The organism is Pseudonocardia nematodicida, assembly GCF_040105385.1.
GTDB lineage: Bacteria > Actinomycetota > Actinomycetes > Mycobacteriales > Pseudonocardiaceae > Pseudonocardia > Pseudonocardia nematodicida.
This window is the reverse complement of record NZ_JBEDNQ010000001.1, coordinates 545,403-570,198: the sequence shown is the minus strand read 5'-3', so window position 1 is coordinate 570,198 and position 24,796 is coordinate 545,403. Positions and strand designations below refer to the sequence as shown.

Below are 24,796 nucleotides of genomic sequence, written 5' to 3'. Positions count from 1 at the left end.
CGCGGTCTCCGGCCGCGACCACCACTCACGGGTCAGTAGTCCTCGTGCCAGGCCCGCCCGTCGCGCTCGATGAGCGCCGCCCCGGCGGCCGGCCCACCGCTGCCCGCGGCGTAGGGCCGCGGCCGCTGGTCGGTGTCGGCCCAGGTACGCAGGATCGGCTCGGCCCAGGTCCAGGCGGCCTCGATCTCGTCCCGGCGCATGAACAGCGTCGGGTTGCCGCGCAGGACGTCCATCAGCAGCCGCTCGTAGGCGTCCGGCAGCCGGTCGCCGAAGGTCCGTGCGAAGGACAGGTCCAGCGGCGCGGGGATCGGCCGGATGCCGCCGGGGCCGGGCTCCTTGGCCGTCATGTGCAGGCGCACGCCCTCGTCCGGCTGCAGCCGCAGGACCAGCCGGTTCGCCGGGATCTCCTCGTCGCGCCCGGAGAAGATCGAGTGCGGGACGGGCTTGAACTGGACGACGATCTCGGACGCGTGCCGGGCCAGCCGCTTGCCGGTGCGCAGGTAGAACGGCACCCCGGCCCAGCGCCAGTTGGCCACCTCGGCACGCAGCGCGACGAAGGTCTCGGTGCCGATGCTCGTTCCGCTGGCGCCGCTCTCGGTGCTCGAGCGCTCCCGCTCGCGCGGGGTCCCGGCCCTCGACTCGGCCAGCTCGGTGCCGTAGCCGGGCACCGCGGTGCCGTCGACCAGGCCCTCGGTGTACTGCCCGCGCACGGTGTCCCGGACGACGTCGGCGCCGGCCAACGGCTTCAGCGACTGCAGGACCTTGAGCTTCTCGTTCCGCACGCCCTCGCCGTCGATCGCGGCCGGCGGCTCCATGGCGACCAGGCAGAGCAGCTGCAGCAGGTGGTTCTGCACCATGTCGCGCAGCGCGCCGGAGCCGTCGTAGTAGTCGGCCCGGTTCCCGACGCCGATCGACTCCGAGACGGTGATCTGCACGTGGTCGATCTGCGAGGCGTTCCACAGCGGCTCGAACAGCGAGTTGCCGAAGCGCAGGACCAGCAGGTTCTGCACCGTCTCCTTACCGAGGTAGTGGTCGATCCGGTAGATCTGCTCCTCGGCGAAGACCGACCCGACCTCGTCGTTGATCGCCCGTGCGGAGGCGAGGTCGTGGCCGAGCGGCTTCTCCAGCACGACGCGGGTGCGGTCGTCGACGATCCCGGCGCGTGCGGCTCCGGAGCAGATCCGGCCGAACAGCTGCGGCGCCGAGGCCAGGTACAGCACCCGGATCCGGTGGTCGTGCGGGCCGAGCACACCGGACAGGGCCGACCAGTCGTCGTCGGCGACGTCGAGGGTCACGTGGTGCAGGCGGTCCAGGAACCGGGTGCGCGCGATGTCGTCGGCGTACGCGTCGGCACCCGCCCAGCGGGGTGCGGTGCGGCGGAGCTCGGAGTCGACCTTGTCGCGGTAGTCGGCGTCGTCGAGCCCGGAGCGGGACACGGCGACGATCCGGGTGTCGCCACCGAGCTGGTCGTCGCGGTCGCGCAGGTAGAGCGCCGGCAGCAGCTTGCGCATGGCGAGGTCACCGGTGCCGCCGAACACGACGATGTCGGCGGGGTCCATGGCGGGCAGCGGGTGCGGCACGAGCCGCCTCCTTCCAGCGCGGAGGTGTCGGCGATCGTTCGCGGACACGGGGCACTTCCGTACTGTACAGATGCCAATCAGTATTTCGAGTGCAGAACTCGGGGAGTCATCGGTCACCCCCGGACGGGGGACGGGCGACCGGGCGGGGTTCCGCGGTGCACGATCGGAGGCGTGCCCCCACCGGACGCCGCCCTCGACGCGCTCCTGCAGAACCCCGTCCCCTCCGCGCTGCGGGGTCCGTTGCGCGACTTCGGGACGGTCCGCGGCGGGGCGGCGGTCTTCGCCGCGGACGTCTCCCCGTTCGCCGGGCTGCCACCCGGTCCGACGGCCGGCGACTGGGCCCACCTGACCGCGCTCTGCGAACCGGGCCGCCAGCTCGCCCTGGTGCACGCCGGCGAGCGTGCGCCGGCGCTGCCCGCGGGCTGGGAACGGGTGCTGGAGCTGCCGGGCGTCCAGATGGACGGCGGCGGCGTGACCGGCGAACCGGACGACGAGGCCGTCGTGCTCGGGCCCGGTGACCGCGCCGAGATGGCCGACCTCGCCGACCGCACCCGGCCGGGGCCGTGGCTGGCGCGCACCGCCGAGCTCGGGACCTTCCTCGGGATCCGGCACGACGGCCGGCTGATCGCGATGGCGGGGGAGCGGCTGCGGTTCGACGCCGGGCCGGGTGCGCGGGCTCGCGAGATCAGCGCGGTGTGCACCGACCCGGAGTTCCGCGGGAAGGGTCTCGCGGGGCGGCTGGTGCGTGCGGTCGCCGCCGGGATGCTGGCCCGTGGGGAGCGGCCGCTGCTGCACGCGTCCGCCGCGAACACCGGCGCGATCCGGCTCTACCGGGCGCTGGGGTTCACCGAGGCCCGCGCGATGCGGTTCGAGCTCCTGCGTACGCCGGAGCGGTGACGGCCCGGGTCAGGTCGACAGCGCCCGGTCGATCGACGCGGGGGCGAGGACCTCGTCGAGCACCAGGATCGCGCAGCCGATCACGCCGCTGCGGCCGGTGAGCAGCCCGGGCTCTATCCGCAGGTTCTGGGTGGCCGTGGCCATCGACCGGCGGTAGATCGCCTCCCGGACCCCGGCGACGAGCGGGTCGAACGCGCCCACCAGGTCGCCGCCGATCGCGACCAGGGCCGGGTTGACCAGGTTGACCGCGGCGGCCAGCACCTCGCCGAGCCGGCGACCGGCGATCCGGACCAGCCGCACCGCGTCCGGGTCGCCCTGCTTGACCAGCGCGACGACGTCGTGGATGTCGTGCACCTCGCGCTCCGGCCCGGCCAGTGCGGACAGGTCGCGGACCAGGGCGCGCCCGGAGGCCACGACCTCGAGGCAGTCGACGTTGCCGCAGCCGCACCCGATGCCCGGCCCGTCGTGCACCGGGATGTGCCCGATCTCGCCGGCCGCACCCCACGCGCCGCGCTGCAGGACGCCGCCGGAGACCAGGCCGGCGCCCACCCCGGAGCCGATCTTGACCATCAGCAGGTCGTCGACGTCGGGATGGGCGGCATGCTCGGCCAGCGCCATCACGTTCACGTCGTTGTCGACCCGCACCGGCACGTCGAACCGGCTGGTCAGCAGCGGGGGCAGCTCGACGCGCTCCCAGCCCGGCAGGGACGGGACGCCGACCGACCAGCCGTGGGTGCCGTCCACGGTGCCGGGGATCGACAGGCCGATCCCGCGGATGCCCGCGTCGTCGACGCGGGCGTCGAGCAGCAGCTTCTCCAGCATCGCCACGGCGTCGCCGAGCAGCTGGTGCGGGCCGACCGAGGCGGGCTGGTCGAGCACGTCCTCGGCGAGGATCTCGCCGGCCAGGTCGCACACCGCGGCCTTGGACCGGCTCACACCGACCGAGAGCGCGAGGACGGTCCCGCCGCCGGCGTGGAACTGCAGCCGCGCCGCGGGCCGGCCGCCGGTCGCCGCGGCGCCGAGCACCTCGGTGACCAGGCCGTCGGCGAGGAGCCGGTCCACCCGCGCCGCGACGGCGGTCCGGGACAGGCCGGTCTCGCGGCCGATCTCGGTCCGGGTGCCGGCCACGCCGTCCCGGACCAGCCGGAAGATCTCGCCCGCGGTGGCGGGCGCGCTGGTCGGGGTGCGTCCTCGCATTCGTCCAGTGAACCACAGGGCTTTGAGCTGGTGGAACGCTGATCACGTCACACTAACGCGTTGAAAATGCGGAACTCTATCTCTAGAGTACGAAAGCCCGACCACCTGGAGAGCGACGCACCGTGACTGCTGATTCGCACCCCGTCCTGGCCGAGGTCACCGAACGGGTCGTCGCCCGGTCGGCCGCGACCCGCGCCGCCTACCTCGAGCGCATCCGTACCGCCGCCGCGCAGGGACCGGCCTCGGGGCCCGGCCGCGGCGGGCTCGGCTGCGCGAACCTCGCGCACGCCGTCGCCGCCTGCGGCCCGGACAAGCTCGCGCTGACCGCGACCCCGGCCCGCAACCTGGCGATCGTCACCGCCTACAACGACATGCTCTCGGCGCACCAGCCGTTCGAGACCTACCCCGAGCAGATCAAGCGGGCGGCCCGGGAGGCCGGTGGGGTCGCCCAGGTCGCCGGCGGTGTGCCCGCGATGTGCGACGGCATCACCCAGGGCCGCGCCGGGATGGAGCTGTCGCTGTTCTCCCGCGACGTCATCGCGATGTCCACCGCGGTGGCGCTCTCGCACGACATGTTCGACGGCGCCGTCCTGCTCGGCGTCTGCGACAAGATCGTCCCCGGGCTGGTGATCGGCGCCCTGTCGTTCGGGCACCTGCCGGTGCTGCTCGCCCCGGCCGGCCCGATGACCTCCGGGCTGCCGAACAAGGAGAAGGCGCGGGTCCGGCAGGCGTTCGCCGCCGGCGAGGCCGGCCGCGAGGAGCTGCTCGACGCCGAGTCGCGCAGTTACCACGGTCCCGGGACCTGCACGTTCTTCGGCACCGCGAACTCCAACCAGCTGCTCATGGAGGTCATGGGCCTGCACCTGCCGGGGTCGTCGTTCGTCAATCCCGGCACCCCGCTGCGCGACGCGCTGACCGCCGAGACGACCCGCCGCGCGCTCGCCGCGGCCGGGGACCCGGACCGGGCGATGGGCGCGGTCGTCGACGAGCGCGCCGTCGTCAACGGGGTCGTCGCGCTGCTGGCCACCGGCGGGTCGACCAACCACACCATGCACCTGGTCGCGATGGCCGCGGCCGCCGGCGTCCAGCTCACCTGGGACGACTTCTCCGACCTGTCCGCGGTCGTGCCGCTGCTGGCCCGCATCTACCCCAACGGCGACGCCGACGTGAACCACTTCCACGCGGCCGGCGGCATGCAGCTGCTGATCCGCGAGCTCCTCGGCGCGGGCCTGCTGCACGACGACGTCTACACCGTCGACGGGCCCGGCCTGGCCCGCTACACCCGCGAGCCGTTCCTGGACGACGGCGAGCTCGTCTGGCGCGAGGGCCCCACCGAGAGCCTGGACAAGTCGGTGCTGCGCGGGGCCGCCGACCCGTTCGCCCCGGACGGCGGCCTGCGCGTGCTGCACGGCAATCTCGGCCGCTCGGTCGTGAAGACCTCGGCCGTCGGGCCGGAGCAGCGCGTGGTGGAGGCGCCCGCCGCCGTCTTCGACGACCAGGCGGAGCTGCTCGCCGCGTTCCGGGCCGGCGAGCTCGATGGCCGGGACCTGGTCGCCGTCGTCCGGTTCCAGGGCCCGCGGGCGAACGGGATGCCCGAGCTGCACACGCTCACCCCGGCGCTGGGGGTGCTGCAGGACCGCGGGCAGCGGGTCGCGGTCGTCACCGACGGCCGGATGTCCGGGGCCTCGGGGAAGGTGCCGGCCGCGCTGCACGTGACCCCGGAGGCCGCCGCGGGCGGGCCGCTGGGCAGGATCCGGGACGGCGACCCGGTCCGGCTGGACACCCTGACCGGCACGCTGACGGTGCTGGTCGACGACGGCGAGTTCGACGCCCGCGAGCCCGCTGCCGGCCCGTCCGGGGCGACCGAGGGCACCGGGCGGGAGCTGTTCGCCGCGTTCCGCGACGCCGTCGGGCCGGCGGACCGTGGCGCCGCCGTCGTCCTGTAGTGGTCCCGTCGCACAACCGGAGGAGAGCATGAGCGAGAAGCTGCTGGACCTGGCCCCCGTCGTCCCCGTCGTCGTGCTCGACGACGCCGAGGCGGCCGTCCCGCTGGCCCGCGCGCTGGTCGACGGCGGGCTGCCGGTGATCGAGGTGACCCTGCGGACCCCGGCCGGGATCGAGGCGGTCCGCCGGATCGCCGCCGAGGTGCCCGGCGCCGTCGTGGGGACCGGGACGGTGCGCACGCCAGCGGACGTGACCGCCTCGGCGGCCGCGGGTGCCCGGTTCCTGGTGAGCCCCGGCACCACCCCGCGGCTGCTGGACGCGATGGAGGACTCCGAGCTCGACCTGCTGCCCGGCACGTCGTCGATCTCGGAGATGATGGCCGTCGCCGAGCGCGGGCACACCGCGATGAAGTTCTTCCCGGCCGAGGCCGCGGGCGGGCGTCCGTTCCTCAAGGCCGTCGCGGGACCGCTGCCGGAGCTGCGGTTCTGCCCGACCGGTGGGATCACGGTCGCCTCGGCGCCGGACTACCTGGCGCTGCCCAACGTCGGCTGCGTCGGCGGGTCCTGGCTGACCCCGGCCGACGCGGTCGCGGCGGGGGACTGGGACCGGATCCGCACCCTGGCCGCCGCGGCCGCTCGACTCGCGTCCTGAGCCGCCCTGCCCGCTGCCCGCTGCCCCCTGCCCGACTCATGACGCTGTGGTCCGGTATTGCCGAACTGAAGCGTCATGAGTCGGGAGATCGGGGGCGGGCCGAGCGGGATTCAGCGGTGGTCGGCGCTCGCGGCGGCGTGCCGGATCGCGGCGGGGGACAGGCCGCGGCGGCCGCTGTCCCACTCGCCGGTGTCCGGCGGAAGGCACGGCAGCGCGTGCACGTAGCTGCGGACCGTCGACATCCGCAGCGGCTCGCGGGTCCGGTCGATCGGGCTCCAGCAGCGCTCGCAGAGCAGGTCGCGCATCAGGCCGCCCGGTCGTGCGGGTCGTGCGCGGACCCGGCGGCGGCGCACGGGACGGTGTGCACGACGGCGTTGCGCCAGTGCACCGTGCCGTCGTGGTCGGCGCCGTACAGGTGGGCCAGCCGGTAGAAGCGGTCGGAATCGGGGTCGACCGGGGCGTAGCAGCGTTCGCAGAGCAGATCCATGGGGAGTGGGTCCTCGGTGTGTCGCGGACAGCTCTTTCATGGTGAACGCGCACGTCGGGACCTGGATACGGATTGTGGCGGGTGTCGCGCCACCATCACTGTCGGTGCCCTCTCCTACACTCGGCACCCGTCCCACTCCCCGAGCTCAGGAGGTCCGCGTTGCGCCTGGTGCATGCCGCCGACCTGCACCTCGACAGCCCGCTGCGCGGCCTGTCCCGGCTCGGCGACTCCGATCTCGCCGGCACCCTGCGGGCCGCGACCCGCCGGGCCTGCGAGAACCTCGTCGACGCCGTGGTCGACGCCCGGGCGGACGCGCTGCTGCTGGCCGGTGACGTCTACGACGGGGACTGGAAGGACTACGCGACCGGCGCGTTCTTCGTGCGGCAGCTGTCCCGGCTGCACGACGAGGGCATCCCGGTCTTCCTGATCAACGGCAACCACGACGCCGAGTCCGAGATCACCCGCTCGCTGCGGCTGCCGCCGAACACCCACCGGCTCTCGGTGGACGCCCCCGAGACCGTCGTGCTCGACGACGCCGGCCTGGCCGTGCACGGGCAGGGCTTCGCCCGGCGCGCGGTCCTGGAGAACCTGGTGCCGGCCTACCCGGACCGGATCCCCGGGCTGGTCAACGTCGGGATGCTGCACACCTCGGTGCAGGGCGACGACCGGCACGACACCTACGCCCCGTGCCGTCCCGAGGACCTGTCCGGCTGCGGCTACGAGTACTTCGCGCTCGGGCACGTGCACGAGCAGCGGATCGTCTGCGACGGCCCGCACAAGGCGGCCTTCTCCGGGAACCTGCAGGGCCGGCACCCGCAGGAACGCGGCGCCAAGGGGGCGTTGCTGGTCGACGTCGCCCCCGGGCGGTGGGCGACGATCGAGCCGATCGAGCTCGACGTGGCCCGGTGGGAGCTCGTCGAGGTCGACATCTCCGGGCTCGCCGACGCCGACGAGGTGTTCGAGGCCGTCGCCGACGCCGTGCGGGAGCGGTGCGTGGGAGCGGCGCCACGGCCCGTCGTCGCCCAGGTGACGCTGTACGGGGCCGGGCCCGCCGCGCCCGCGCTGACCGAGACCGAACGTGTGCGGACCGAGCTGGAGCTGGCCGCGCACACCGCGGGGGCGGTGCTGGAGAAGGTGCGCAACCGGACCTCGCCACCGGCCGAGGCGCTGACCGTCGATCCGGAGCTGGCCGCCGCCGTGTCCGCCGCCGCGGCCGGCCTGGCCGGGGACCCGGACCGGATCCGGGAGCTGGCCGCGCCGCTGGAGCGCGAGGTCGGCCGCCGGCTGCGCGAGGCCGGCCTGCTGGACCTGCGCGACGACGAGCGGCTCGCCGCCCTGGCCCGGCAGGCCGAGCAGCAGCTGCTGTCCCGGATGGCGGGCTCGTGACCGCCCGGCTGCGCGGGAGGGCCGGCTCGTGACCTCCCGGCTGCGCACCCTGGTCCTCGAGCGCTACGGCGCCTACGAGGACCGCACGCTCGAGCTCGGCGCCGGTCTGACCATCGTCTCCGGGCCGAACGAGGCCGGGAAGACCACGCTGCTCGACGCGCTGTCCGACCTGCTCTGGGGCATCCCGCGCTCGTCACCGCACACCTATGCGTTCAGCCGCCCGCGGCTGGCGGTCTCCGCGGTCGTCGGCGGTCCCGGCGGGGAGCGGACCCTGCGTCGCACCGGCCGGGGCCTGCACGTGGTCGGCGGCGACGGGGACCCGGAGCCCGTCGACGCCCCCTGGGGCGCGGGCGGGCCCGAGGCCAGGAACCGGTGGCGGGAGGGCTTCGGGCTCGGCCACGAGGAGCTCCGCGCCGGCGGCCGCGCACTCTGCGGCGGCGGCGGCGACCTGGCCGAGCTGGTGTTCACCGCACGCAGCGGCCGGGACGCCCGCGCCCTGATCGCCGCGCTCGACGCCGAGGCCGACACGCTCTACAAGGAGCACAAGAACAACCGGTCGGTCGCGGTACGGGCCGCGTTCGCCCGGTTCACCGACACCGAACAGGCCGCCGACGACCGGACGTCGCGGGCCGGTGAGGTCACCGCGCTGGCCGACGAGATCGGACGGCTGGAGCGCCGCGCCGTCGAGCTGGGCCGGAGCCGCCGCGCCGCCGCCGACGAGGCGGACCGCGCCCGTCAGGCCGTCCGCGGTCTGGCGCCGGCCCGCGAGCTGGCCGCGCTGCGCGCCGAGCGGGACCGGCTCTGCGCGGACGGCGCCGCGCTCGACCCCGCCTCGCTGGCCGAGTACACCCGGGCGACCGCCGACCGGGAGACCGCCGAACGGCAGCGGGACACCCACCGCGAGCGTGCGGACGAGCTGCGCGGGCAGCGCGCCGAGCTGGACCTGGACGAGGACCTGCTCGCCGACGCCACCCGGATCCGGGAGCTGGAGTCCGCCGCCCAGGCCCGCCGCGCCGACGCCGAGCGCGCCGCGCGGCTGCGCACCGACGCCGCCGAGCAGCACCGGCGCGCCGAGACCGCGCTCGCCGGCCTGGTCGCCGAGGACGGACGTAGTGCCGGTGAGCGGCTCGCCGCCGTGCACCTGCCGGCCGACCGGGCCCGCGACCTGGACGTGATCGCGCGCCGGCTGCAGGAGGCCGACGCGGAGGCCGATCGCGCCGAACGCCTGCACGCCGAGGCGCTGGCCGAGGTCCGGGAGGCCGCCGACGTCCAGGGTGGGCTGGACGCCGAACGGGTCGGCCGGGTCGCCGAGGTCCGCCGGGCGATCGAGGCCGAGGGCTCGGCGCCCGCACTGTGCCGGGCCGCGGTCGTCGAACGTGACGGTGCGCTGGCCCGCCGCACCGGGTCGCTGACCGCCGCCGGCTACCGGCGACCGTCCGTGCAGGAGACGGCCGGCCGGGACGGCACCGATCCGGGCACGACCGTGCTCGCCCCGCCGGCCCGCGAGGTCCGGTCGCTGCGCACCGCGCTGCGCACCGCCGAGCAGGACCTGCGGGCCGCCGAGCGCGCGGGCGTCGCCGCCGCCGAGCGCGAGCACCGGGCCCGCTCCGCCCGGGACGGCGTCGCCTCCGCCGGCCGCCCGGTCGGGCCGGACGCGCTCGACGGCGCCCGGGCCGAGCGGGACGCCGCCGTCGCCCAGCTCCTCGCCGGTCGCGATCCGTCCGCCGCGGGCCGGGTCGCCACCGCTGTCGCCGCGGCCGACCGGGTCGCCGACGACATGATCGCCTCGGCCGACCGGGTGGCCGAGCTGGCGCACCGCGAGTCCGAGCTCGAGGTCGCCGTCGGCGAGCGGGCCGATGCCGACACCGCCGTCGTGGCCGCCCGGGAGCGTGCCGAGGGGGCCGGATCCGCCTGGGCGACGCTGTGGCGCGCGCACGGCGTCGCCGTCCCGGAGCCGGACGACGCCGACGCGGTCGCCGGTGCGCTGGCCGACGCCGCGCAGGCCCAGGACGAGGTCTCCCGCGCCGACGAGCGGCTCGCCCGGTTGCGCGACCAGGCCGACGAGCAGGAACGGGCGCTGGCCGCCGCGCTCGCCGCGGCGGGCCGCCCCCGTGACGGCGCACCCCTGGACGTGCTGCTCGTCGCCGCCGCCGACCTCGCCACCGAGGCCGAGCACGCCCGCGACCGCCGGGTGCTGCTCGACCGGCTGCGCAGCGAGGCCGAGCGCGCCGGCGGCGCCGCCGACGCCGCCCGGCACGAGCGGGACCTGGCCGGACAGCGCTGGCGGTTCGCACTGCGCGGCGCCGGGCTCCCGAGCGACCTCGAGCCCTCCGGATGGGACACCCGCCGGGACACCGTCGCCGACGCCCAGCAGGCCGGCGCCACCGCCCGGCAGGACGACGCGGAGGCGGGCCGGCTCGAGCGGGCCGTCAACGCGCACCGCCGCGCCGTCGTCGCGCTGGTGGAACGGCACCTCGACGCGACCGCCTCCCGGACCCCCACCGGGACCCCGGCCGCGGACCGGCTCGGCGAGCTGGCCGACCGGGTGCGCGAGGTCACCAAGTCCGCCGTCTCGGCCGGGCACCTCGACGACGACATCCTCGCCGCCGAGGAGTCCGCCGCTCGCGCGGCGCGCGAGGCCGGCGCCGCCGCCACGGTGCTGGACCGGCTCGCCGTCGAGCTCGCGCTGACCGAGGCGATGGAGCCGGGCGGTCTGGAGGCCGCCGCCGCCCGCGGTGCCGCCGTCGCGACGCTCGACACCGGCATCGCCGAGCAGTCCCGTCTGCTGGCCGCCGCCGCACCCGATCTCGACGCCGACGAGCTCGTGACGTCCGCCCCGGACACCGAGCCGGACGCGCTCGCCGAGGCCCTCGACCGCGCCGAGGCCCGGGAGGGCGAGCTGGGAACCGAACAGGACGAGCTGCGCGAGCAGCTGGGCGGGCTGCGGGCCCGGCGCCGTGAGCTGGAGGACGCCGAGGGCGCCGCCGAACTGCACGCCCGCGCCCAGGAGGAGCTGGCCGGCGTCGCCGAGGCCGCCGAGCGCTACCTGGTGCTGCACCTGCAGCGCGAGATCCTCCGCCGCGAGCTGGAGGCCTACGAGCGCAGCCACGCCTCGCCGCTGCTGGTGCGGGCCGGCGCGCTGCTGGAGCGGCTGACCGGCGGTCGGTTCGTGGCGCTGCGCCCGCCGGCGGAGCCGGGCAGCGGCTCGCGGACGCTGGTCGCCGTGCGTGGCGACGGTGAGGAGCTGGCACCGACGAAGCTCTCGGAGGGCACCGCGGACCAGGTGCACCTGGCGCTGCGGCTCGCCGGGATCGAGCAGCTGCAGACCGACCGGGTGGCGGCCGGGCTGCCGCCGGTGCCGGTCGTCCTCGACGACGTCCTGATGACCTTCGACGACGGGCGCGCCCCGGCTGCGATCCAGGTGCTCGCCGAGCTGGCCGAGTCCGCGCAGGTGCTGCTGTTCACCCACCACGACCACCTGGTAGGGCTGGCCCGCGACACCGGTGTCGACTTCCACGTCGCCGAGCTGGGCCCGCCGGCGGTCATCGAGACCGTGGTCGACGCCGACGCCACCCGGGCGACCCCGCTGGCGGGGTGACCCCGGCCGTGCGGCGCCCGCACGCGGCACGGAGACTCTCCGATATGGACGCGTGCGGTGAGCGGTTCGTGATCGTCTCCGGGGACGCCCGGGCCGAGGTCGACGAGGTCGGGGCGGCCCTGGCCGGTGTCGTCGTCGGCGGGCGGGTCCGGGTGGAGCCGCACCCGCCGACCATCCGGCCGCCGAAGGGTTCCGGCGCGGTCCTGGCCCCGTGGCCGAACCGGGTGCGCGACGGCCGCTGGTCCGACCGCGGCACCGTCCGGCAGCTCGCGCTGACCGAGCCGGCGGCCGGGAACGCGATCCACGGCCTGCTCCGGCACGTCCCGTGGCGGCTCGTCGACCGGGCCGGGGACCGGGTCACCCTCACCGCGGTCGCCGCCGTGCAGCCCGGCTGGCCGGAGCCGGTCCGGGTCACGGTCACCTACACCGTCGGCGGGGGTGGGCTCGCCGTCGACACCGAGGTCGAGAACCTCGGGGCCGCGCCGGTCCCGTTCGGGCTCGGGTTCCACCCGTACCTGCGGGTCGGTGACGTCCCGGCCGACGAGCTGGAGCTCACCCTGGCCGCGCGCACCGCGCTCCCGCTGCGCGCCGGGATCCCGGAGGGCCCCGCGACGCCGTTGCAGCGCCCGTTCTCCGGCACCCCGCTGGCCGGCCTCGACCTCGACGACGCGTTCGGCGGCTGCGTGCCCGACGACCGGGACGACCGGGTCCGGCACCGGGTCACCGCCCCGGACGGCGGCGGCACCGAGCTGTGGGCCGACCGCTCGTTCGGCTGGGTGCAGGTCTTCACCCCGGGCGACTTCCCGCGCTCCGGCCCGGACGGCGCGGTCGCCCCGTCCCGGGCGATCGCGGTGGAGCCGATGACCTGCCCGCCCGACGCACTGAACTCGGGCACCGACCTGATCGTCCTGGCCCCGGGGGAGCCGGAGGTGCTGCGCTGGGGTGTCACGGCGACCGACTAGCAGTGATCGCGTTCACGCAGCGCGGTGGAAGACGGCAGGATTGTTGAGCGTTCCACCACCGTGACCACGACGACCGCTTCCCCCGTCCGCCTCCCCCTCCTGGACGACGCGGGCCGCTCCCTGCTGTTCACCGAGGCACGCACCGCGAACACCTTCACCGACCAGCCGGTCTCCGACGAGACCCTGCGCGAGGTGTGGGAGCTCGCGCAGTGGGCGCCGACCGCGGCGAACACCCAGCCGCTGCGGGTCACCTTCGTCCGCACCGACGAGGGCAAGGAGCGCCTGCTCCCGCTGCTCGCCGAGGGCAACCGGGCCAAGTCCGCGCAGGCCCCGGTCGTCGCGTTGCTCGCGGCCGACCTGGACTTCCACGAGCACGCGCCCGAGACGTTCCCGGTCAAGCCGACGATGCGCGACGACCTCGAGGCCGCCGGTCTCGACGGCCGCGAGCCGATGGGCCGGTTCAACGCGAGCCTGCAGGCCGGCTACGTCGTGCTGGCGGCCCGCGCGCTCGGCCTGGCGGCCGGGCCGATGGCCGGGTTCGACGCCGACGCCGTCACCGAGGAGTTCTTCCCCGGTGGCCGGCATCGCGTCCTGCTCGTGGTGAACCTCGGCCACCCGGGCGCCGACGCGTGGCACCCGCGGCTGCCCCGGCTCGCCGCCGACCAGGTGCTGTCGTTCACCTGAGCTCCGCTCTCACAGGCACGCGTGCAGCGCGCCGAGGAGTGTCGACGCCCGGTCGTCGGCGTCCTCGGCGCGCATCTCGTTCGTGAGGAACGAGAACCCGATCCCGCGCTCCGGCCATGCCCCGTGCCGTCCGCCACCGGCCCCGCTGTGCCCGAACGCCTCCGGCTCCGGGCCGTAGGTGCCGATCGGGTCGGCGAGCTCGTAGCCGAGGCCGAACCGCAGCGGCCGGTCGTTGACCGCGTCGAGGCCTTCCGCGTGCACCCGCGTCGCGCGGGCCAGCGCCGCGGCCGGGACCGGTGAACGCGCGGGGTCGACCAGCGCCGCGTAGACCCGGGCCACCGCCGGCGCCCCGGCCACCGCGGCCCCGGCCAGCGCGCCAGAGCGGTACCAGGCAGGCGTGTTGACGAGGTCCTTCCGGCCCGGCCCGCCGGACGGGACCGTGCCGGCGCCGGCGCCGCTGCCGCCGAGCAGGACCCGGTACATCCGCTCGACGGTCCGGCGGCGGTCGGGATCCTGCAGGAACGTCGAGATCCGGTATCCCGGCGCCCGCACGATCCGGGCCGGCGGCGGGGGAGCGCTCGCGAGGAACACCCGCGCCCCCGGAACCCGCGCGACGACGTCCTCGACGACCCGCCGCGGATCGTCACCGGCGGCCCGGCGCAGCAGCTCGGCGACGAGATGCCCCCAGGTCAGCGCGTGGTAGGCGACCCCGGTCCCCGGTGCCCACAGCGGCGCCTGCCGGGCCAGCGCCGCCGCCCCGAACCGGTCGTCCAGGGTGGACACCGGGTCCGGTTCCGGGTCGACGTAGGGCAGCCCGGCGGTGTGCGAGAGCACCTGCGCGACGGTGATGCCGGCCTTCCCCGCCGCGCCGAACTCCGGCCAGAAACGGGTCACCGGCGCGTCCGGGTCGAGCCGGCCGGCGACCGCCGCGCAGGCGGTCGCGACCAGCCCCTTGGTCCCGGAGAACAGCACGGCGACCGTGCCGTCGTCCCAGGGCCGTCCGGTGTCCGGGTCGGCGAGCCCGCCGTGCAGCTCCACCAGCGGCTCACCGCCCCGCACCACCGAGAACGCCGCCCCACCCCGCGACCCGGCGACGACCTCGGCGAACGCGTCGGCCACCGCGTCGAACCCGGGGGCCACGCTCCCGCGCACCCCGAGTGCTGCGCTCACGCCGTCCCACCCGCCGAGATACGCCTGAGCGGGCCGCAGAGATCGACGACTCCCGCTGAGGCGTATCTCGGTGGGGGAGTGCTCACCGCGCCGCCGTCATCGACGGCGTGTGCTCCAGCAGCTCCCGGGTGTAGCTGTGCTGCGGGTCGGCCAGGACCTCCTCGACGGTGCCCTGCTCGACGATCCGCCCGCCCTGCAGCACCGCGATCCGGTCCGCGACCTCGCGGGCCAGCGCGATGTTGTGCGTCACGAACAGCATCGCCGTGCCCAGCTCACGTCGCACCGTCGCCAGCAGGTCGATGATCCGGGCCTGCACCGAGACGTCCAGCGCCGAGGTGACCTCGTCGCAGACCAGCACGTTGGGCGCCGTCACCAGCGCCCGGGCGATCGCCGCGCGCTGCCGCTCACCGCCGGACAGCCCGCCTGGGTAGCGGTGCGCGAACGACTCGTCGAGCCGCACCTGGTTCAGCATGTCCAGCACCCGGGCCTCGCGGGCGCCGGCGTCGAGATCGGTGAGATGCCGCAGCGGCACCTCCAGCGAGCTCGCGATCGTGCGCCGCGGGTTGAGCGAGGCGAACGGACTCTGGAACACGTACTGCACGCTGCGCAGCTGGGCGTAGCTGCGCGGGGTGGCCAGCGGCTCCCCGTTCAGCGTCAGCGACCCGTCGTCCAGGTCGAGCAGCCCGGCCAGGCCACGGGCCAGGGTGGTCTTCCCGGACCCGGACTCGCCGAGCAGCATCAGGCACTCGCCCGGCCACAGCTCGAGGTCGATGCCGTCGAGCACCGTCTTCGGGCCGTAGCGCTTCCCGGCCCCGGTGACCCGCAGCAGCGGCTCGCCGGCGTCGTCCCCGCTCGGGGCGTTCTCCCGCTCGACCGCCCGGTTCAGGTCCGGTACGGCGGCGATCAGGTCCCGGGTGTAGGGATGCTCGGGCGCGGTGAGCACCTGGGTCACCGTGCCCGTCTCCACCACCTCGCCGCCCTGCATCACCGCGACCCGGTCGGCCAGCCCGGCGACGACGGCGAGGTCGTGGGTGATGTAGAGCGCGGCGGTCCGGGAGCGGGTGACCAGGTCCCGGACGGTGTCGAGCACCAGGTCCTGGGTGGTCACGTCGAGACCGGTGGTCGGCTCGTCGAGCACGACGACGTCCGGCCGGTTCGCGAACGCCGCCGCGATCCCGACCCGCTGCTGCTGCCCGCCGGAGAGCTGGTGCGGGTAGCGGGACAGGAAGGTGTCGTCGGTGGGCAGCCCGACGTCGTCGAGCACCTCGCGCACCCGCGCGGCCACGTCGCCGGTGTAGCCGTGCGCCACGAGCACCTCGGAGACCTGGGTGTCGATGCGCAGCAACGGGTTCAGCGACAGCGCCGGGTCCTGCGGCACGTAGCTGACCAGTCGCCCGCGCACGCCGCGGATCGTCGCCTCCGGCAGCGCGAGCAGGTCGTCGTGGGTCTCGGTGTGCCCGTGGAACGCGATCGTCCCGCCGGTACAGCCCAGCCCGGTCCGGAAGTGGCCGAGGGCGGCCAGCGCCGCCGTCGTCTTTCCGGACCCGGACTCGCCGACCAGGGCCAGGATCTCGCCGGGTGCGACGGCGTAGTCGACGCCGTGCAGCACTTCGCGGCCGCCGGTCGTCGCGACCCGCAGGCCTGAGCAGGAGATGGTGGCGGTGGTCGTGTCGGCCGTCATGAGTTCTCCCCGGTCGTGTCCGCGGACTCCTTGGCCAGCGCGTCGGTGATCATGTTGGTGCCGACGGTCAGCACCGCGATCGCGAGCACCGGAAGGATCACGCCCCACGGCGCGACGATCAGCGCGATCCGGTTCTCGTTGATCTGCAGGCCCCAGTCCGCGGCCGGCGGCTGCACGCCCAGGCCCAGGAACGACAGCGAGGCCACGTAGCCGATCGAGTACGTCAGCCGCAGGCCGAGCTCGACCATCAGCGGACCGGTGATGTTCGGCAGCACCTCGGTGGCGAGGATCCGCCGCCGTGGCACGCCGTACATCCGGGCGGCGAGCACGTAGTCCTGGCTCGCGACCGACAGCGTCGCCTGCCGGGCGACGCGGGCGACCCGGGGGATGTGCGTGACGCCGATGACCAGCACCAGCAGCCAGCCCGAGGACCCGAGCACGGCGACCGCGAGCAGCGCCAGCACCAGCTGCGGGAACGACAGCAGCACGTCACCGCCGCGCATGATGATCGAGTCGAGCCGGCCGCCGGAGTACCCGGCGAGCATCCCGGCGATCGCGCCGCCGACGATGCCGATCGCGGTCGCGGCGACCGCGTAGAGCAGCACCGGGCCGCCGCCGGCGAGGAACCGGGTCAGCACGTCCCGGCCGAGGTCGTCGGTGCCGAGCACCCCGTCGGGCTGGAACGGGCGGCCGGCGAAGTCGTCGGTCGCGAAGCCGGTGAGCAGCGGGCCGAGCACCGGCCCGAGCAGCGCCACCGCGACGACGACGAGGGTCAGCACCGCGCCGATGCGGGCCTGGCGACGGCGGAAGGTCCGGCGGATCAGGCTCGTGGAGACGGTCGTCGTCGTGGGTTCGGTCGTTGGAGCACTCATGCGTCCACCCCCGAGGAGGTCCGGATCCGCGGGTCGGCCAGGATCCCGGCCACGTCGGCGGCCAGGTTCACCAGCACGTAGAACGCCGCGATGATCAGTGTGATGGCTTGGACGACCTGGACGTCGCGGTTGGCGACCGCGTCGATCAACGCCTCGCCGATGCCCGGGTAGCGGAAGAGGAACTCCACCACCACGACGCCGCCCGCGAGCCACGCCAGCTGCAGCGCGAAGACCTGGGCGACCGGGCCGATGGTGTGCGGGACGGCGTGCCGCATCAGCACCGTCCGCTCGGGCAGGCCCTTGAGCCGGGCCATCTCGACGAAGCCGGCGTCGAGCGCCTCGGACAGCGTCGCCCGGGTCATCCGCACCACGTACGGGATGACGACCAGGGCCAGGGTCAGCACGGGCAGCACCAGCTGCTCGGGCCGGGTCCACACCGGTTCGCCGGGCCGGGCGATGGTCACCGAGGGCAGGATCTGCAGCACCGAGGTGGCCAGCAGGACCACCAGCAGCACACCGATCACGAACTCCGGCAGCGCGGCCAGCACCAGGCTGGAGCCGGACAGCACGGAGTCGGTGCGGGTGCCCCGGCGGACCGCCGCCCAGGCGCCGAGCGCCAGCGCGATCGGCGTCGAGATCAGCGCCGTCAGCACCAGCAGCAGCCCGGAGGCGGCGATCCGGCCGCCGAGCAGCTCGGAGACCGGGCCCTGGGTGGCGGCGGAGAAGCCGAGGTCACCGGTGAGGATCCCGCCCAGCCAGGAGAAGTAGCGCTCCCAGACCGGCCGGTCCAACCCGAGCTGCTCGGTCAGCGCGGCGACGCGTTCGGGGGTGGCCTGCTGGCCGAGGATCGCCCGCGCGGGGTCACCGGGGAGCAGCAGCGTCGCGCCGAAGACCAGGATCGACACCACGAACAGCACCAGCACGCTGAGCAGCAGCCGGCGGCCGATCATGCGGGCCATGGGGGAGGTCAGCGTACTCATCTGCACAGCACTCATGCGTTCACCCAGGCCTTCCGGAACTCGTAGCCCGACAGGGACAGCCCGGTGCGGTTGGGCGTGAGCCCGCCGACGTAGGCCTGGTGGGCGTCCACCCGGTCCGGGAAGCCCCAGATCAGGTAGCCGCCGCGGTCGAACTCGATCTCCTGGGCCTGGCGCACCAGTGCGGCACGTGCGGTCGCGTCCACCTCGGAGCGGGCGCGCCGGATGACCGCCTGGTACTCGGCGTCGTCCCAGTGCGTCTCGTTGAACGGCGCCTCGGGCATCGACGACTGCGCCGCCTGCGGGATGTAGTTGCGGGTGTTCCAGAACGACTGCGCGAACTCCCACTGCAGGTACTGGTCGGAGAAGAACGTCGAGGTGTCGACCCGGCGCAGTCCGATGTCGACACCCGCGGCGCGGGCCTGGGTGGCGTAGACCTGGGCGGCCTCGACGGTGCCCGCCTGGATCGGCGAGGTCACCAGCTCCAGTGACAGGTTCGGGCGCCCGGCGGCCGACAGCAGCTCGCGGGCCCGCTCGATCTCCTGCTCGCGCCGCGGGTCGAGGTACTCGGGGTCGAACCGCGCGTAGAGATCGACCGCCGGGGTGCCGAGCCCGGACAGCACCTGGTTCACCATCTGCTCGCGGCCGGCGATCAGCCGCAGCGCCTGCCGGACCCGGACGTCGTCGAACGGCTCGACGTCGACCCGCATCGTGATCGGCAGCCAGGCACCGGTCTCCGAGGTGAGCAGCTTGATCGACTCGTACGAGCCGACGACCTCGGTCAGCGACAGCGGGACCTGGTCGATCGCGTCGACCTGGCCGGACAGCAGCGCGTTGATGCGGGCGTCGTCCTCCGAGAAGTTGATCAGTTCGAGACGGTCCACATAGGGCTCGTCGGGGCGCCAGTAGCCCTCGTGCTTGACGAATGCGCTCTGCTGGCCGGGGTTCCACGACTCGAACCTGAACGCCCCGGTCCCGATCGGGTTCTCGACGTCGAAGTCCGCCGGCACGATCCCGGTGTTGTACTCGCCCAGGTACTGGTCGAACACCGGGGACGGCTCGCTGAGCACGAACCGGACCTCGCGGTCGCCGGCGACGACGATGTCGTCGACGATGCCCAGCTGGGAGGCGGGGGCCTTGGGGTCGTCCGGGTCGAGCATCCGGCGGAAGCTGGCGACGACGTCGTCGGGGGTGACCGGCCGGCCGTCGTGGAACGTGATGCCGGCGCGGATCGTGGCGGTCCAGGCGCGGGCGTCGGGCTCGGCGCGGACGGCCTCGGCGACGGCGGGCTGCAGGGTGTAGGCGTCGTCCCAGTGCAGCAGCGGCTCGTAGAGGTTCAGCGTCCGGGCGATGTCGGGGTTGGCGGCCGGGCTGTGCGGGTCGAGGGTGTCCGAGGCACCGCCACCGGTCACCCCCACCCGCAGTACGCCGCCGGGGCGGGGCGGTCCGGCCTCGCGGGCGGCGGCGGGACCGCCGCAGCCGGCCAGGAACGTCGCCGCGGCCAGCCCGGCCGCGCCGCCGAACAGGCGTCGTCGGTTCAGCCGGTGCAGGCCTGGCGGCGAGCTCGTGCTCGTCATGTGAAGGTGTCTCCTCGCGCAGGGGTCCCGCGCGCGGAGGCGCCGGACCGGGTTCGGGGGTCAGCTCGGGTGCCGCTGCACCTCCGTCCCGTCGGCGGAGCTCCGGTCGCCGCCGGACGCGCCCGGCGGCGCCGGGCGGGCACCGACGGGGGCGATCGACCGGCCGGCGTGCTCGGGGTCAGCGGAGTCGAGGTCGGTCAGCGCGTCGAGCTCGGCTGCCACGCCCCCGGGGAACGGCGCCGTCCCGTCCGGGCCGACGTGCAGGCACATGAGTTCCTCGGTGGCCGCCGTGCGGCCGTTCACGACCAGCTCGTGCCACAGTCGCAGCCGCTTCGCGTCCCGGCCGAGCACCCGGGTGCGGACCTCGAGCGCCGCGTCCGGGCCGACCTCGCGCAGGTACCGCACGTGCGCCTCGACGGTGTACAGCGAGCAGCCGGTGGACTCGCGGTAGCCGGCGTCCATCCCGGTCCGGTCCATCAGCGCGGTCGTCGCGTCGCCGAACACCAGGACGTAGTACGGCTCGGACATGTGCCCGTTGTAGTCGATCCACTCAGGACGGACGACGTCGGAATGCACCAGTGACGCAGCGAGGATCGGTTCAGGCACCGGCGCCCCCGGCCGCACGGGCCGCGTCGACCGCGCGGCGCACCGCGATCACGGCCCGGTCCCGCTCGGCGACCAGCTCGGCCATCGGGCGTCCCCCGGCGGAGACCTCGGCACCGGCGACCATGTCGTCGCGCAGCTCCGGGGTCAGCTCGGGGGCCTCCAGGCGGGTCCACGGCGCCTTCAGCGACGGTCCGAAGTGGTCGAGCATGTGCGCCATCCCGCCCTGGCCACCGGCCAGGTGGAAGGTCAGGCACGGTCCGTGCACCGGCCAGCGCAGCCCGGGGCCGTCGGTGATCGAGCGGTCGATCTCCTCCGGGGTGGCCTCGCCGGCGGCGACCATGTGCAGCGCCTCGCGCCAGATCGCCTCCTGCAGCCGGTTCGCGATGAAGCCGGGCAGCTCCCGGTCCATCTCGATCACCGACTTGCCGATGTGCCGGTAGAAGTCCGCGGCGCGCGACGCCACCCAGGCCTCGGTCTTCTCGCCGCCGACGACCTCGACCAGCGGGATCAGGTACGGCGGGTTGAACGGGTGCCCGACGACGAGCCGGCCGGGGTCCGCCGCGTCGGTCGCCATGTCGGTCATCGGGAAACCCGAGGTGGACGAGGCGACCACCACGTCCGCCGCGGTCGCGGCAGCCAGCTCGGCCAGCAGCGAGCGCTTCAGCGCCAGGTCCTCGGGCGCGCTCTCCTGCACGAAGTCGGCACCCTCGACGGCCTCGGCGACGGTCGGGAGAAGCTCGATGGCCCCGGGGTCGGCGCCGTCGGCCAGCCCCAGCTCGGTGAGCGCGGGCCAGGCGGCGTCGACGACCCGGCGCAGCTTCTCGCCGGCGTCCGGGGCCGGGTCCCAGGCCCGCACCCTCAGCCCGCGGGAGAGGAAGTACGCCGCCCAGCCGGCGCCGATCACCCCCGCCCCGATGCAGGCGACCGTTCTGATCTCGGTGACGGGACGCAGCTCAGGCACCGGCGCGCTCCTTCAGACCGAGGATCTCCCGGGCGCGGTCGGGCGTCGCCACCGAAGCGCCGAGGTTCTGCACGATGTCGACCGCGCGCTCGGTGAGCTGCTCGTTGGTCGCCTTCACCCCGCGCGAGAGGTACAGGTTGTCCTCCAGCCCGACGCGGGCGTGCCCGCCGGCCAGCACCGACTGCGCCACCCACGGCAGCTGGTCGCGGCCGATCGCGAACGACGCGAAGTTGGCGCCCTCCGGGAGCAGGTTCACCTCGGCGGCCAGCACGCCCGGGTCGGCCGGCGCGCCGTAGGGGATGCCCATGCACAGCTGGAACAGCGCCGGGGCGTCGATCAGCCCCTCCTCGACCATCACGTTCGCGAACCACAGCTGGCCGGTGTCGAAGATCTCGAGCTCGGGCTTCACGCCGAGCTCCTGGACCCGCTTGGCGCCGGTGCGCAGCATGTCCGGTGTGGAGATGTAGAGCTGGTTGCCCTCGCCGAAGTTGAGCGAGCCGCAGTCCAGCGTGCAGATGTCGGGCAGCAGCTCCTCGACGTGCGGGAGCCGCTCCAGCGCGTTCACCAGGTCGGTGCCGCCGACCGGCTTGAGCGGGTCCTCGGCGTCGATCACCAGGTCGCCGCCCATGCCGGCGGTCAGGTTCAGCACGACGTCGACGCCCGAGTCCTTGATCAGGGTGACGGTCTCGCGGTAGAGCTCCACCGCCCGCGACGGGCTCCCGGTCTCCGGGTCGCGCACGTGGATGTGCACCACGGCGGCGCCGGCCCGGGCCGCGGCGATCGCGTCCGACGCGATCTGCGCAGGGGTGACGGGCACGTGCGGGCTGCGGCCCACCGTGTCCCCGGCCCCGGTCACCGCGCAGGTGATGATGACGTCACGGTTCATCCGTTCTCCGTCCGATCTGTGGTTCCCGGCACCGCGAGCACGGCCCGGTCGATGAAGTCGTGCAGCACGGCGCGCATCTGCTCCGGGCCGGTGCCCGGGGTGCCCGCCATGACCTGGATGCCGAGGCCGTCGATCAGCGCGGTGAGCTGGCTCGCCAGCGGCTCGGCCCGGCCCGCGACGAACGCACCCGAGGCGGCGCCGTCCCGCAGCGTCATCAGCACGCTGCGGAACCAGCGGTCGTAGGAGTCCCAGTAGAGCTCGCGGCGTGCGGGGTCGATCGCCGACTCGGCCCACACCTGGATCCAGATCGACCACTCGCGGCGCAGCAGCTCGCCGTCGGGCAGCTGCAGGTCGATCAGCCGGAGCAGCCGGTCGTGCGGGTCGGGGACCTCGCCGAGCTCGGCGACCTGCCGGTCGAACGCGAGCTTGACGTTGTGCCGCAGCGCCTCGTCGAGCAGCCCGGAGCGGGTGGGGAAGTGGTAGTGGATCGCGGCCGGGCTGGTGCCGCAGGCGCGCGCGACGTCCGCCGTACGCACCCGGTGGTAGCCGTGGTCGGCGATCAGGTTCCAGGCGGCCTCGAGGATCCGGCGCCGGGTCCGGCGCGAGCCACCGTCGGTGCCGCGCGCACCGGCCGCGTTCTCGGCCGGGGACACTGCGGCCCCGGCCGGGGCCGCGGTGTGCGTGCCGGCGTCGTCCCGGCCGTGCAGCAGGCGGGCGACCGTAACCCCGGTGGCGTCGGCGATCGCGACCAGCTCGGTGGCACTGAACTGTCGACGTCCGGCCAGCGACTTCGACAGCTTGGTCTCGTCGAGGCCGATGGTGTCGGCGAACCGGCGTTGCGTCCACCCGTCGCGTACCAGCAGCTCCCGGACCCGCGACGCGGGTGACGGCGCGTCGGCCGGCGAAGTCCGGGAGTCGGTCACGGCGAGCAACGCTAACCGTCGACTTGCGATGAGCGCAAACGCTCACCTGCAGAAACCCAGGTTACGAACCCGTATCGGTTCCCGACCGGCGCGCTGTTCAGATCGCGGCCAGGTACCGCGCGACCTCGCCCGACGACGGTAGGGTCGGGCGCGCCGACGACGCCGAACCGGGGGAGGGGAGCCGATGCGCTCGCTGGACGAGACCGACATCTGGAGCGAGGGAATCGAAGGGGTGGACGTCCCCGGCTACGACCGGGACGGCATCCGGGCGGGCATCGTCCACATCGGAGTCGGTGGCTTCCACCGGGCACACCTGGCGATGTACGTCGACGCGCTGCTGACCGCGGGTGAGGCCCGGGACTGGGGCATCTGCGGCGTCGGCGTGCTCGACGCCGACGACCGGATGCGCGACGTGCTGCACGCGCAGAACGGGCTCTACACCCTGGTCCGCAAGGAGGCGGACGGCTCGCTCGCCCCCCGCGTCGTCGGGTCGCTGGTCGAGTACCTCTACGCCCCGGGCGACCCCGAGGCGGTGATCGAGAAGATCGCGAGCCCGGACACGAAGATCGTCTCGCTGACGATCACCGAGGGCGGCTACGCGATCGACCAGAAGACCGGCGAGTTCGACCCGGAGTTCCCCGGCATCCGCGCGGACCTGGAGGCCATGGCCTCGGGCAAGCCGCCGTCGACGGCGTTCGGCCTGGTCGTCGAGGCGCTGGCCCGCCGCAGGGAGCGCGGCACCGGCCCGCTGACGATCATGAGCTGCGACAACATGCAGGGCAACGGGGACACCGCGCGGCGGGTGTTCACCGGGGTCGCCCAGCAGCGCGACGCCGAGCTCGGGAAGTGGGTCGCCGAGCAGGTCACGTTCCCGAACTCGATGGTGGACCGGATCACCCCGGCGACCGCCGACTCCGACCGCGAGGCCCTGGCGGAGCGCTTCGGGCTGCGCGACGGCTGGCCGGTCGTGTGCGAGCCGTTCACCCAGTGGGTGCTGGAGGACGACTTCGCCGCCGGCCGCCCGGAGTTCGAGCGGGTCGGGGTGCAGGTCGTCGACGACGTCGTGCCCTACGAGTTCATGAAGCTGCGGCTGCTCAACGCCACCCACCAGGCGCTGGGCTACCTCGGCTACCTGGCCGGGCACCGCTACGTGCACGAGGTCGCCCAGGACGAGACGTTCGTACCGTTCCTGCGCGGCTACATGGACGCCGAGGCCACCCCCACCCTGCGTCCGGTCCCGGGAATCGACCTGGACGAGTACAAGGACACGTTGATCGAGCGGTTCGCCAACCCCGGCGTCGCCGACACGCTCAAGCGGATCAACTACGGCAGCTCGGACCGGATCTCGATCTTCCTGCTGCCGGTGGTGCGGGAGCAGCTGCAGGCGGGCGGCCCGGTGGATCTCGCGGCGGCCGTCGTCGCCGGGTGGTGCCGCTATGCCGAGGGGACCGACGAGCAGGGCGAGTCGATCGAGCAGCAGGACCGGCTCGCCGACGAGCTCACCCCGCTCGCGCGGCAGGAGCGCACCGAGCCGCTGAGCTTCCTGCGCTACCGTCCGGTGTTCGGCGACCTGGCCGACGACGAGCGGTTCGCGGGCGCGTTCCGCTCGGCACTGGAGTCGCTCTACGAGCGTGGCGCCGCGGAGACGGTGCGCAACCTGACCTGAGCGACCGCCGAGTGTTACGGCGCTGTGCCGGCCCCGGCGCCTCGGCGGCTCCTGCTCGGCCCGGCTCGGAGGGCGGTGATCGTCGCCCCGG

21 protein-coding genes are annotated in these 24,796 nt (G+C 74.8%); 8 read left to right on the top strand and 13 right to left on the bottom strand.

Features of this window, described 5'->3' with window-relative positions:
- Positions 1 to 32: 32 nt before the first annotated feature.
- Positions 33 to 1,580, bottom strand: coding sequence for a glucose-6-phosphate dehydrogenase (zwf, locus tag WIS52_RS02610; RefSeq protein ID WP_349296431.1), 1,548 nt, complete (start codon positions 1,578 to 1,580; stop codon positions 33 to 35).
- Between the two features lie 171 nt (positions 1,581 to 1,751).
- Between zwf and WIS52_RS02605 the strand changes: the two genes are divergently transcribed.
- Complete coding sequence (locus WIS52_RS02605) at positions 1,752 to 2,477, top strand: GNAT family N-acetyltransferase (RefSeq protein WP_349296430.1); 726 nt, start codon at positions 1,752 to 1,754, stop codon at positions 2,475 to 2,477.
- Positions 2,478 to 2,486: 9 nt separating this feature from the next.
- Here the strand turns inward: WIS52_RS02605 and WIS52_RS02600 are convergent, their stop codons facing one another.
- Positions 2,487 to 3,674 carry an ROK family transcriptional regulator gene (locus WIS52_RS02600; protein ID WP_349296429.1) on the bottom strand — a complete coding sequence of 396 codons (1,188 nt, stop codon included), beginning with the start codon at positions 3,672 to 3,674 and terminating at the stop codon, positions 2,487 to 2,489.
- Positions 3,675 to 3,796: 122 nt separating this feature from the next.
- Here WIS52_RS02600 and edd point away from each other — a divergent pair, with 122 nt between their 5' ends.
- Positions 3,797 to 5,620, top strand: coding sequence for a phosphogluconate dehydratase (edd, locus tag WIS52_RS02595; RefSeq protein ID WP_349296428.1), 1,824 nt, complete (start codon positions 3,797 to 3,799; stop codon positions 5,618 to 5,620).
- 28 nt (positions 5,621 to 5,648) lie between these two features.
- Positions 5,649 to 6,269 (top strand): bifunctional 4-hydroxy-2-oxoglutarate aldolase/2-dehydro-3-deoxy-phosphogluconate aldolase, encoded by a 621-nt coding sequence (gene eda / locus WIS52_RS02590; RefSeq protein WP_349296427.1) that lies wholly within the window; start codon positions 5,649 to 5,651, stop codon positions 6,267 to 6,269.
- Positions 6,270 to 6,379: 110 nt separating this feature from the next.
- Here the strand turns inward: eda and WIS52_RS02585 are convergent, their stop codons facing one another.
- Positions 6,380 to 6,574, bottom strand: a complete 195-nt coding sequence (locus WIS52_RS02585; protein ID WP_349296426.1) for a hypothetical protein — start codon at positions 6,572 to 6,574, stop codon at positions 6,380 to 6,382.
- Complete coding sequence (locus WIS52_RS02580) at positions 6,574 to 6,756, bottom strand: hypothetical protein (protein WP_349296425.1); 183 nt, start codon at positions 6,754 to 6,756, stop codon at positions 6,574 to 6,576. The genes WIS52_RS02585 and WIS52_RS02580 overlap by 1 nt, the downstream gene beginning before the upstream one ends.
- A 168-nt stretch (positions 6,757 to 6,924) precedes the next feature.
- Between WIS52_RS02580 and WIS52_RS02575 the strand changes: the two genes are divergently transcribed.
- Genes WIS52_RS02575 through WIS52_RS02560 form a run of 4 tightly spaced genes read left to right on the top strand, consistent with a single transcriptional unit; the run spans position 6,925 to position 13,386 of the window.
- On the top strand, positions 6,925 to 8,142 hold the full coding sequence (locus tag WIS52_RS02575; protein WP_349296784.1) for a metallophosphoesterase family protein: 1,218 nt from the start codon (positions 6,925 to 6,927) through the stop codon (positions 8,140 to 8,142).
- Between the two features lie 28 nt (positions 8,143 to 8,170).
- Positions 8,171 to 11,740, top strand: a complete 3,570-nt coding sequence (locus WIS52_RS02570) for an AAA family ATPase (RefSeq protein ID WP_349296424.1) — start codon at positions 8,171 to 8,173, stop codon at positions 11,738 to 11,740.
- Between the two features lie 44 nt (positions 11,741 to 11,784).
- On the top strand, positions 11,785 to 12,702 hold the full coding sequence (locus WIS52_RS02565; protein ID WP_349296423.1) for an aldose epimerase family protein: 918 nt from the start codon (positions 11,785 to 11,787) through the stop codon (positions 12,700 to 12,702).
- Positions 12,703 to 12,762: 60 nt separating this feature from the next.
- A complete protein-coding gene (locus WIS52_RS02560; protein WP_349296422.1) occupies positions 12,763 to 13,386 on the top strand; it encodes a malonic semialdehyde reductase in 624 nt (207 codons plus the stop codon).
- A gap of 9 nt (positions 13,387 to 13,395) precedes the next feature.
- Here WIS52_RS02560 and WIS52_RS02555 read toward each other — a convergent pair whose 3' ends face one another.
- From WIS52_RS02555 to WIS52_RS02515, 9 genes are all read right to left on the bottom strand, one after another.
- A complete protein-coding gene (locus WIS52_RS02555) occupies positions 13,396 to 14,556 on the bottom strand; it encodes a serine hydrolase domain-containing protein (protein WP_349296421.1) in 1,161 nt (386 codons plus the stop codon).
- 82 nt (positions 14,557 to 14,638) lie between these two features.
- Positions 14,639 to 16,237: an ABC transporter ATP-binding protein gene (locus tag WIS52_RS02550; RefSeq protein ID WP_349296420.1), complete on the bottom strand. Its 1,599-nt coding sequence runs from the start codon at positions 16,235 to 16,237 to the stop codon at positions 14,639 to 14,641.
- Positions 16,234 to 17,109, bottom strand: a complete 876-nt coding sequence (locus WIS52_RS02545) for an ABC transporter permease (protein WP_349296419.1) — start codon at positions 17,107 to 17,109, stop codon at positions 16,234 to 16,236. Before WIS52_RS02545 ends, WIS52_RS02550 begins: the two co-directional genes overlap by 4 nt.
- Positions 17,106 to 18,068 (bottom strand): ABC transporter permease, encoded by a 963-nt coding sequence (locus WIS52_RS02540; RefSeq protein ID WP_349296783.1) that lies wholly within the window; start codon positions 18,066 to 18,068, stop codon positions 17,106 to 17,108. The genes WIS52_RS02545 and WIS52_RS02540 overlap by 4 nt, the downstream gene beginning before the upstream one ends.
- A gap of 32 nt (positions 18,069 to 18,100) precedes the next feature.
- Positions 18,101 to 19,663, bottom strand: a complete 1,563-nt coding sequence (locus tag WIS52_RS02535) for an ABC transporter substrate-binding protein (protein WP_349296418.1) — start codon at positions 19,661 to 19,663, stop codon at positions 18,101 to 18,103.
- A gap of 60 nt (positions 19,664 to 19,723) precedes the next feature.
- Positions 19,724 to 20,239, bottom strand: a complete 516-nt coding sequence (locus tag WIS52_RS02530) for a thioesterase family protein (RefSeq protein WP_349296782.1) — start codon at positions 20,237 to 20,239, stop codon at positions 19,724 to 19,726.
- A gap of 22 nt (positions 20,240 to 20,261) precedes the next feature.
- Entirely contained in the window at positions 20,262 to 21,230 is a 969-nt protein-coding gene (locus WIS52_RS02525) for a 3-hydroxyacyl-CoA dehydrogenase NAD-binding domain-containing protein (protein ID WP_349296417.1), read from the bottom strand.
- A complete protein-coding gene (locus WIS52_RS02520) occupies positions 21,223 to 22,116 on the bottom strand; it encodes a beta-keto acid cleavage family enzyme (RefSeq protein WP_349296416.1) in 894 nt (297 codons plus the stop codon). Before WIS52_RS02520 ends, WIS52_RS02525 begins: the two co-directional genes overlap by 8 nt.
- Complete coding sequence (locus WIS52_RS02515; protein ID WP_349296415.1) at positions 22,113 to 23,039, bottom strand: TetR/AcrR family transcriptional regulator; 927 nt, start codon at positions 23,037 to 23,039, stop codon at positions 22,113 to 22,115. Before WIS52_RS02515 ends, WIS52_RS02520 begins: the two co-directional genes overlap by 4 nt.
- Before the next feature lie 184 nt (positions 23,040 to 23,223).
- Here WIS52_RS02515 and WIS52_RS02510 point away from each other — a divergent pair, with 184 nt between their 5' ends.
- Positions 23,224 to 24,705 carry a mannitol dehydrogenase family protein gene (locus tag WIS52_RS02510; protein WP_349296414.1) on the top strand — a complete coding sequence of 494 codons (1,482 nt, stop codon included), beginning with the start codon at positions 23,224 to 23,226 and terminating at the stop codon, positions 24,703 to 24,705.
- Positions 24,706 to 24,796: the final 91 nt, after the last annotated feature.

Excerpts from the sequence above, each read along its gene's own strand:
- WIS52_RS02600 (WP_349296429.1), bottom strand. The coding sequence starts at position 3,674 with ATGCGAGGACGCACCCCGACCAGCGCGCCCGCCACCGCGGGCGAGATC.
- eda (WP_349296427.1), top strand. The coding sequence starts at position 5,649 with ATGAGCGAGAAGCTGCTGGACCTGGCCCCCGTCGTCCCCGTCGTCGTG.
- WIS52_RS02585 (WP_349296426.1), bottom strand. The coding sequence starts at position 6,574 with ATGCGCGACCTGCTCTGCGAGCGCTGCTGGAGCCCGATCGACCGGACC.
- WIS52_RS02580 (WP_349296425.1), bottom strand. The coding sequence starts at position 6,756 with ATGGATCTGCTCTGCGAACGCTGCTACGCCCCGGTCGACCCCGATTCC.
- WIS52_RS02565 (WP_349296423.1), top strand. The coding sequence starts at position 11,785 with ATGGACGCGTGCGGTGAGCGGTTCGTGATCGTCTCCGGGGACGCCCGG.
- WIS52_RS02550 (WP_349296420.1), bottom strand. The coding sequence starts at position 16,237 with ATGACGGCCGACACGACCACCGCCACCATCTCCTGCTCAGGCCTGCGG.
- WIS52_RS02545 (WP_349296419.1), bottom strand. The coding sequence starts at position 17,109 with ATGAGTGCTCCAACGACCGAACCCACGACGACGACCGTCTCCACGAGC.
- WIS52_RS02540 (WP_349296783.1), bottom strand. The coding sequence starts at position 18,068 with ATGGCCCGCATGATCGGCCGCCGGCTGCTGCTCAGCGTGCTGGTGCTG.
- WIS52_RS02535 (WP_349296418.1), bottom strand. The coding sequence starts at position 19,663 with ATGACGAGCACGAGCTCGCCGCCAGGCCTGCACCGGCTGAACCGACGA.
- WIS52_RS02520 (WP_349296416.1), bottom strand. The coding sequence starts at position 22,116 with ATGAACCGTGACGTCATCATCACCTGCGCGGTGACCGGGGCCGGGGAC.
- WIS52_RS02510 (WP_349296414.1), top strand. The coding sequence starts at position 23,224 with ATGCGCTCGCTGGACGAGACCGACATCTGGAGCGAGGGAATCGAAGGG.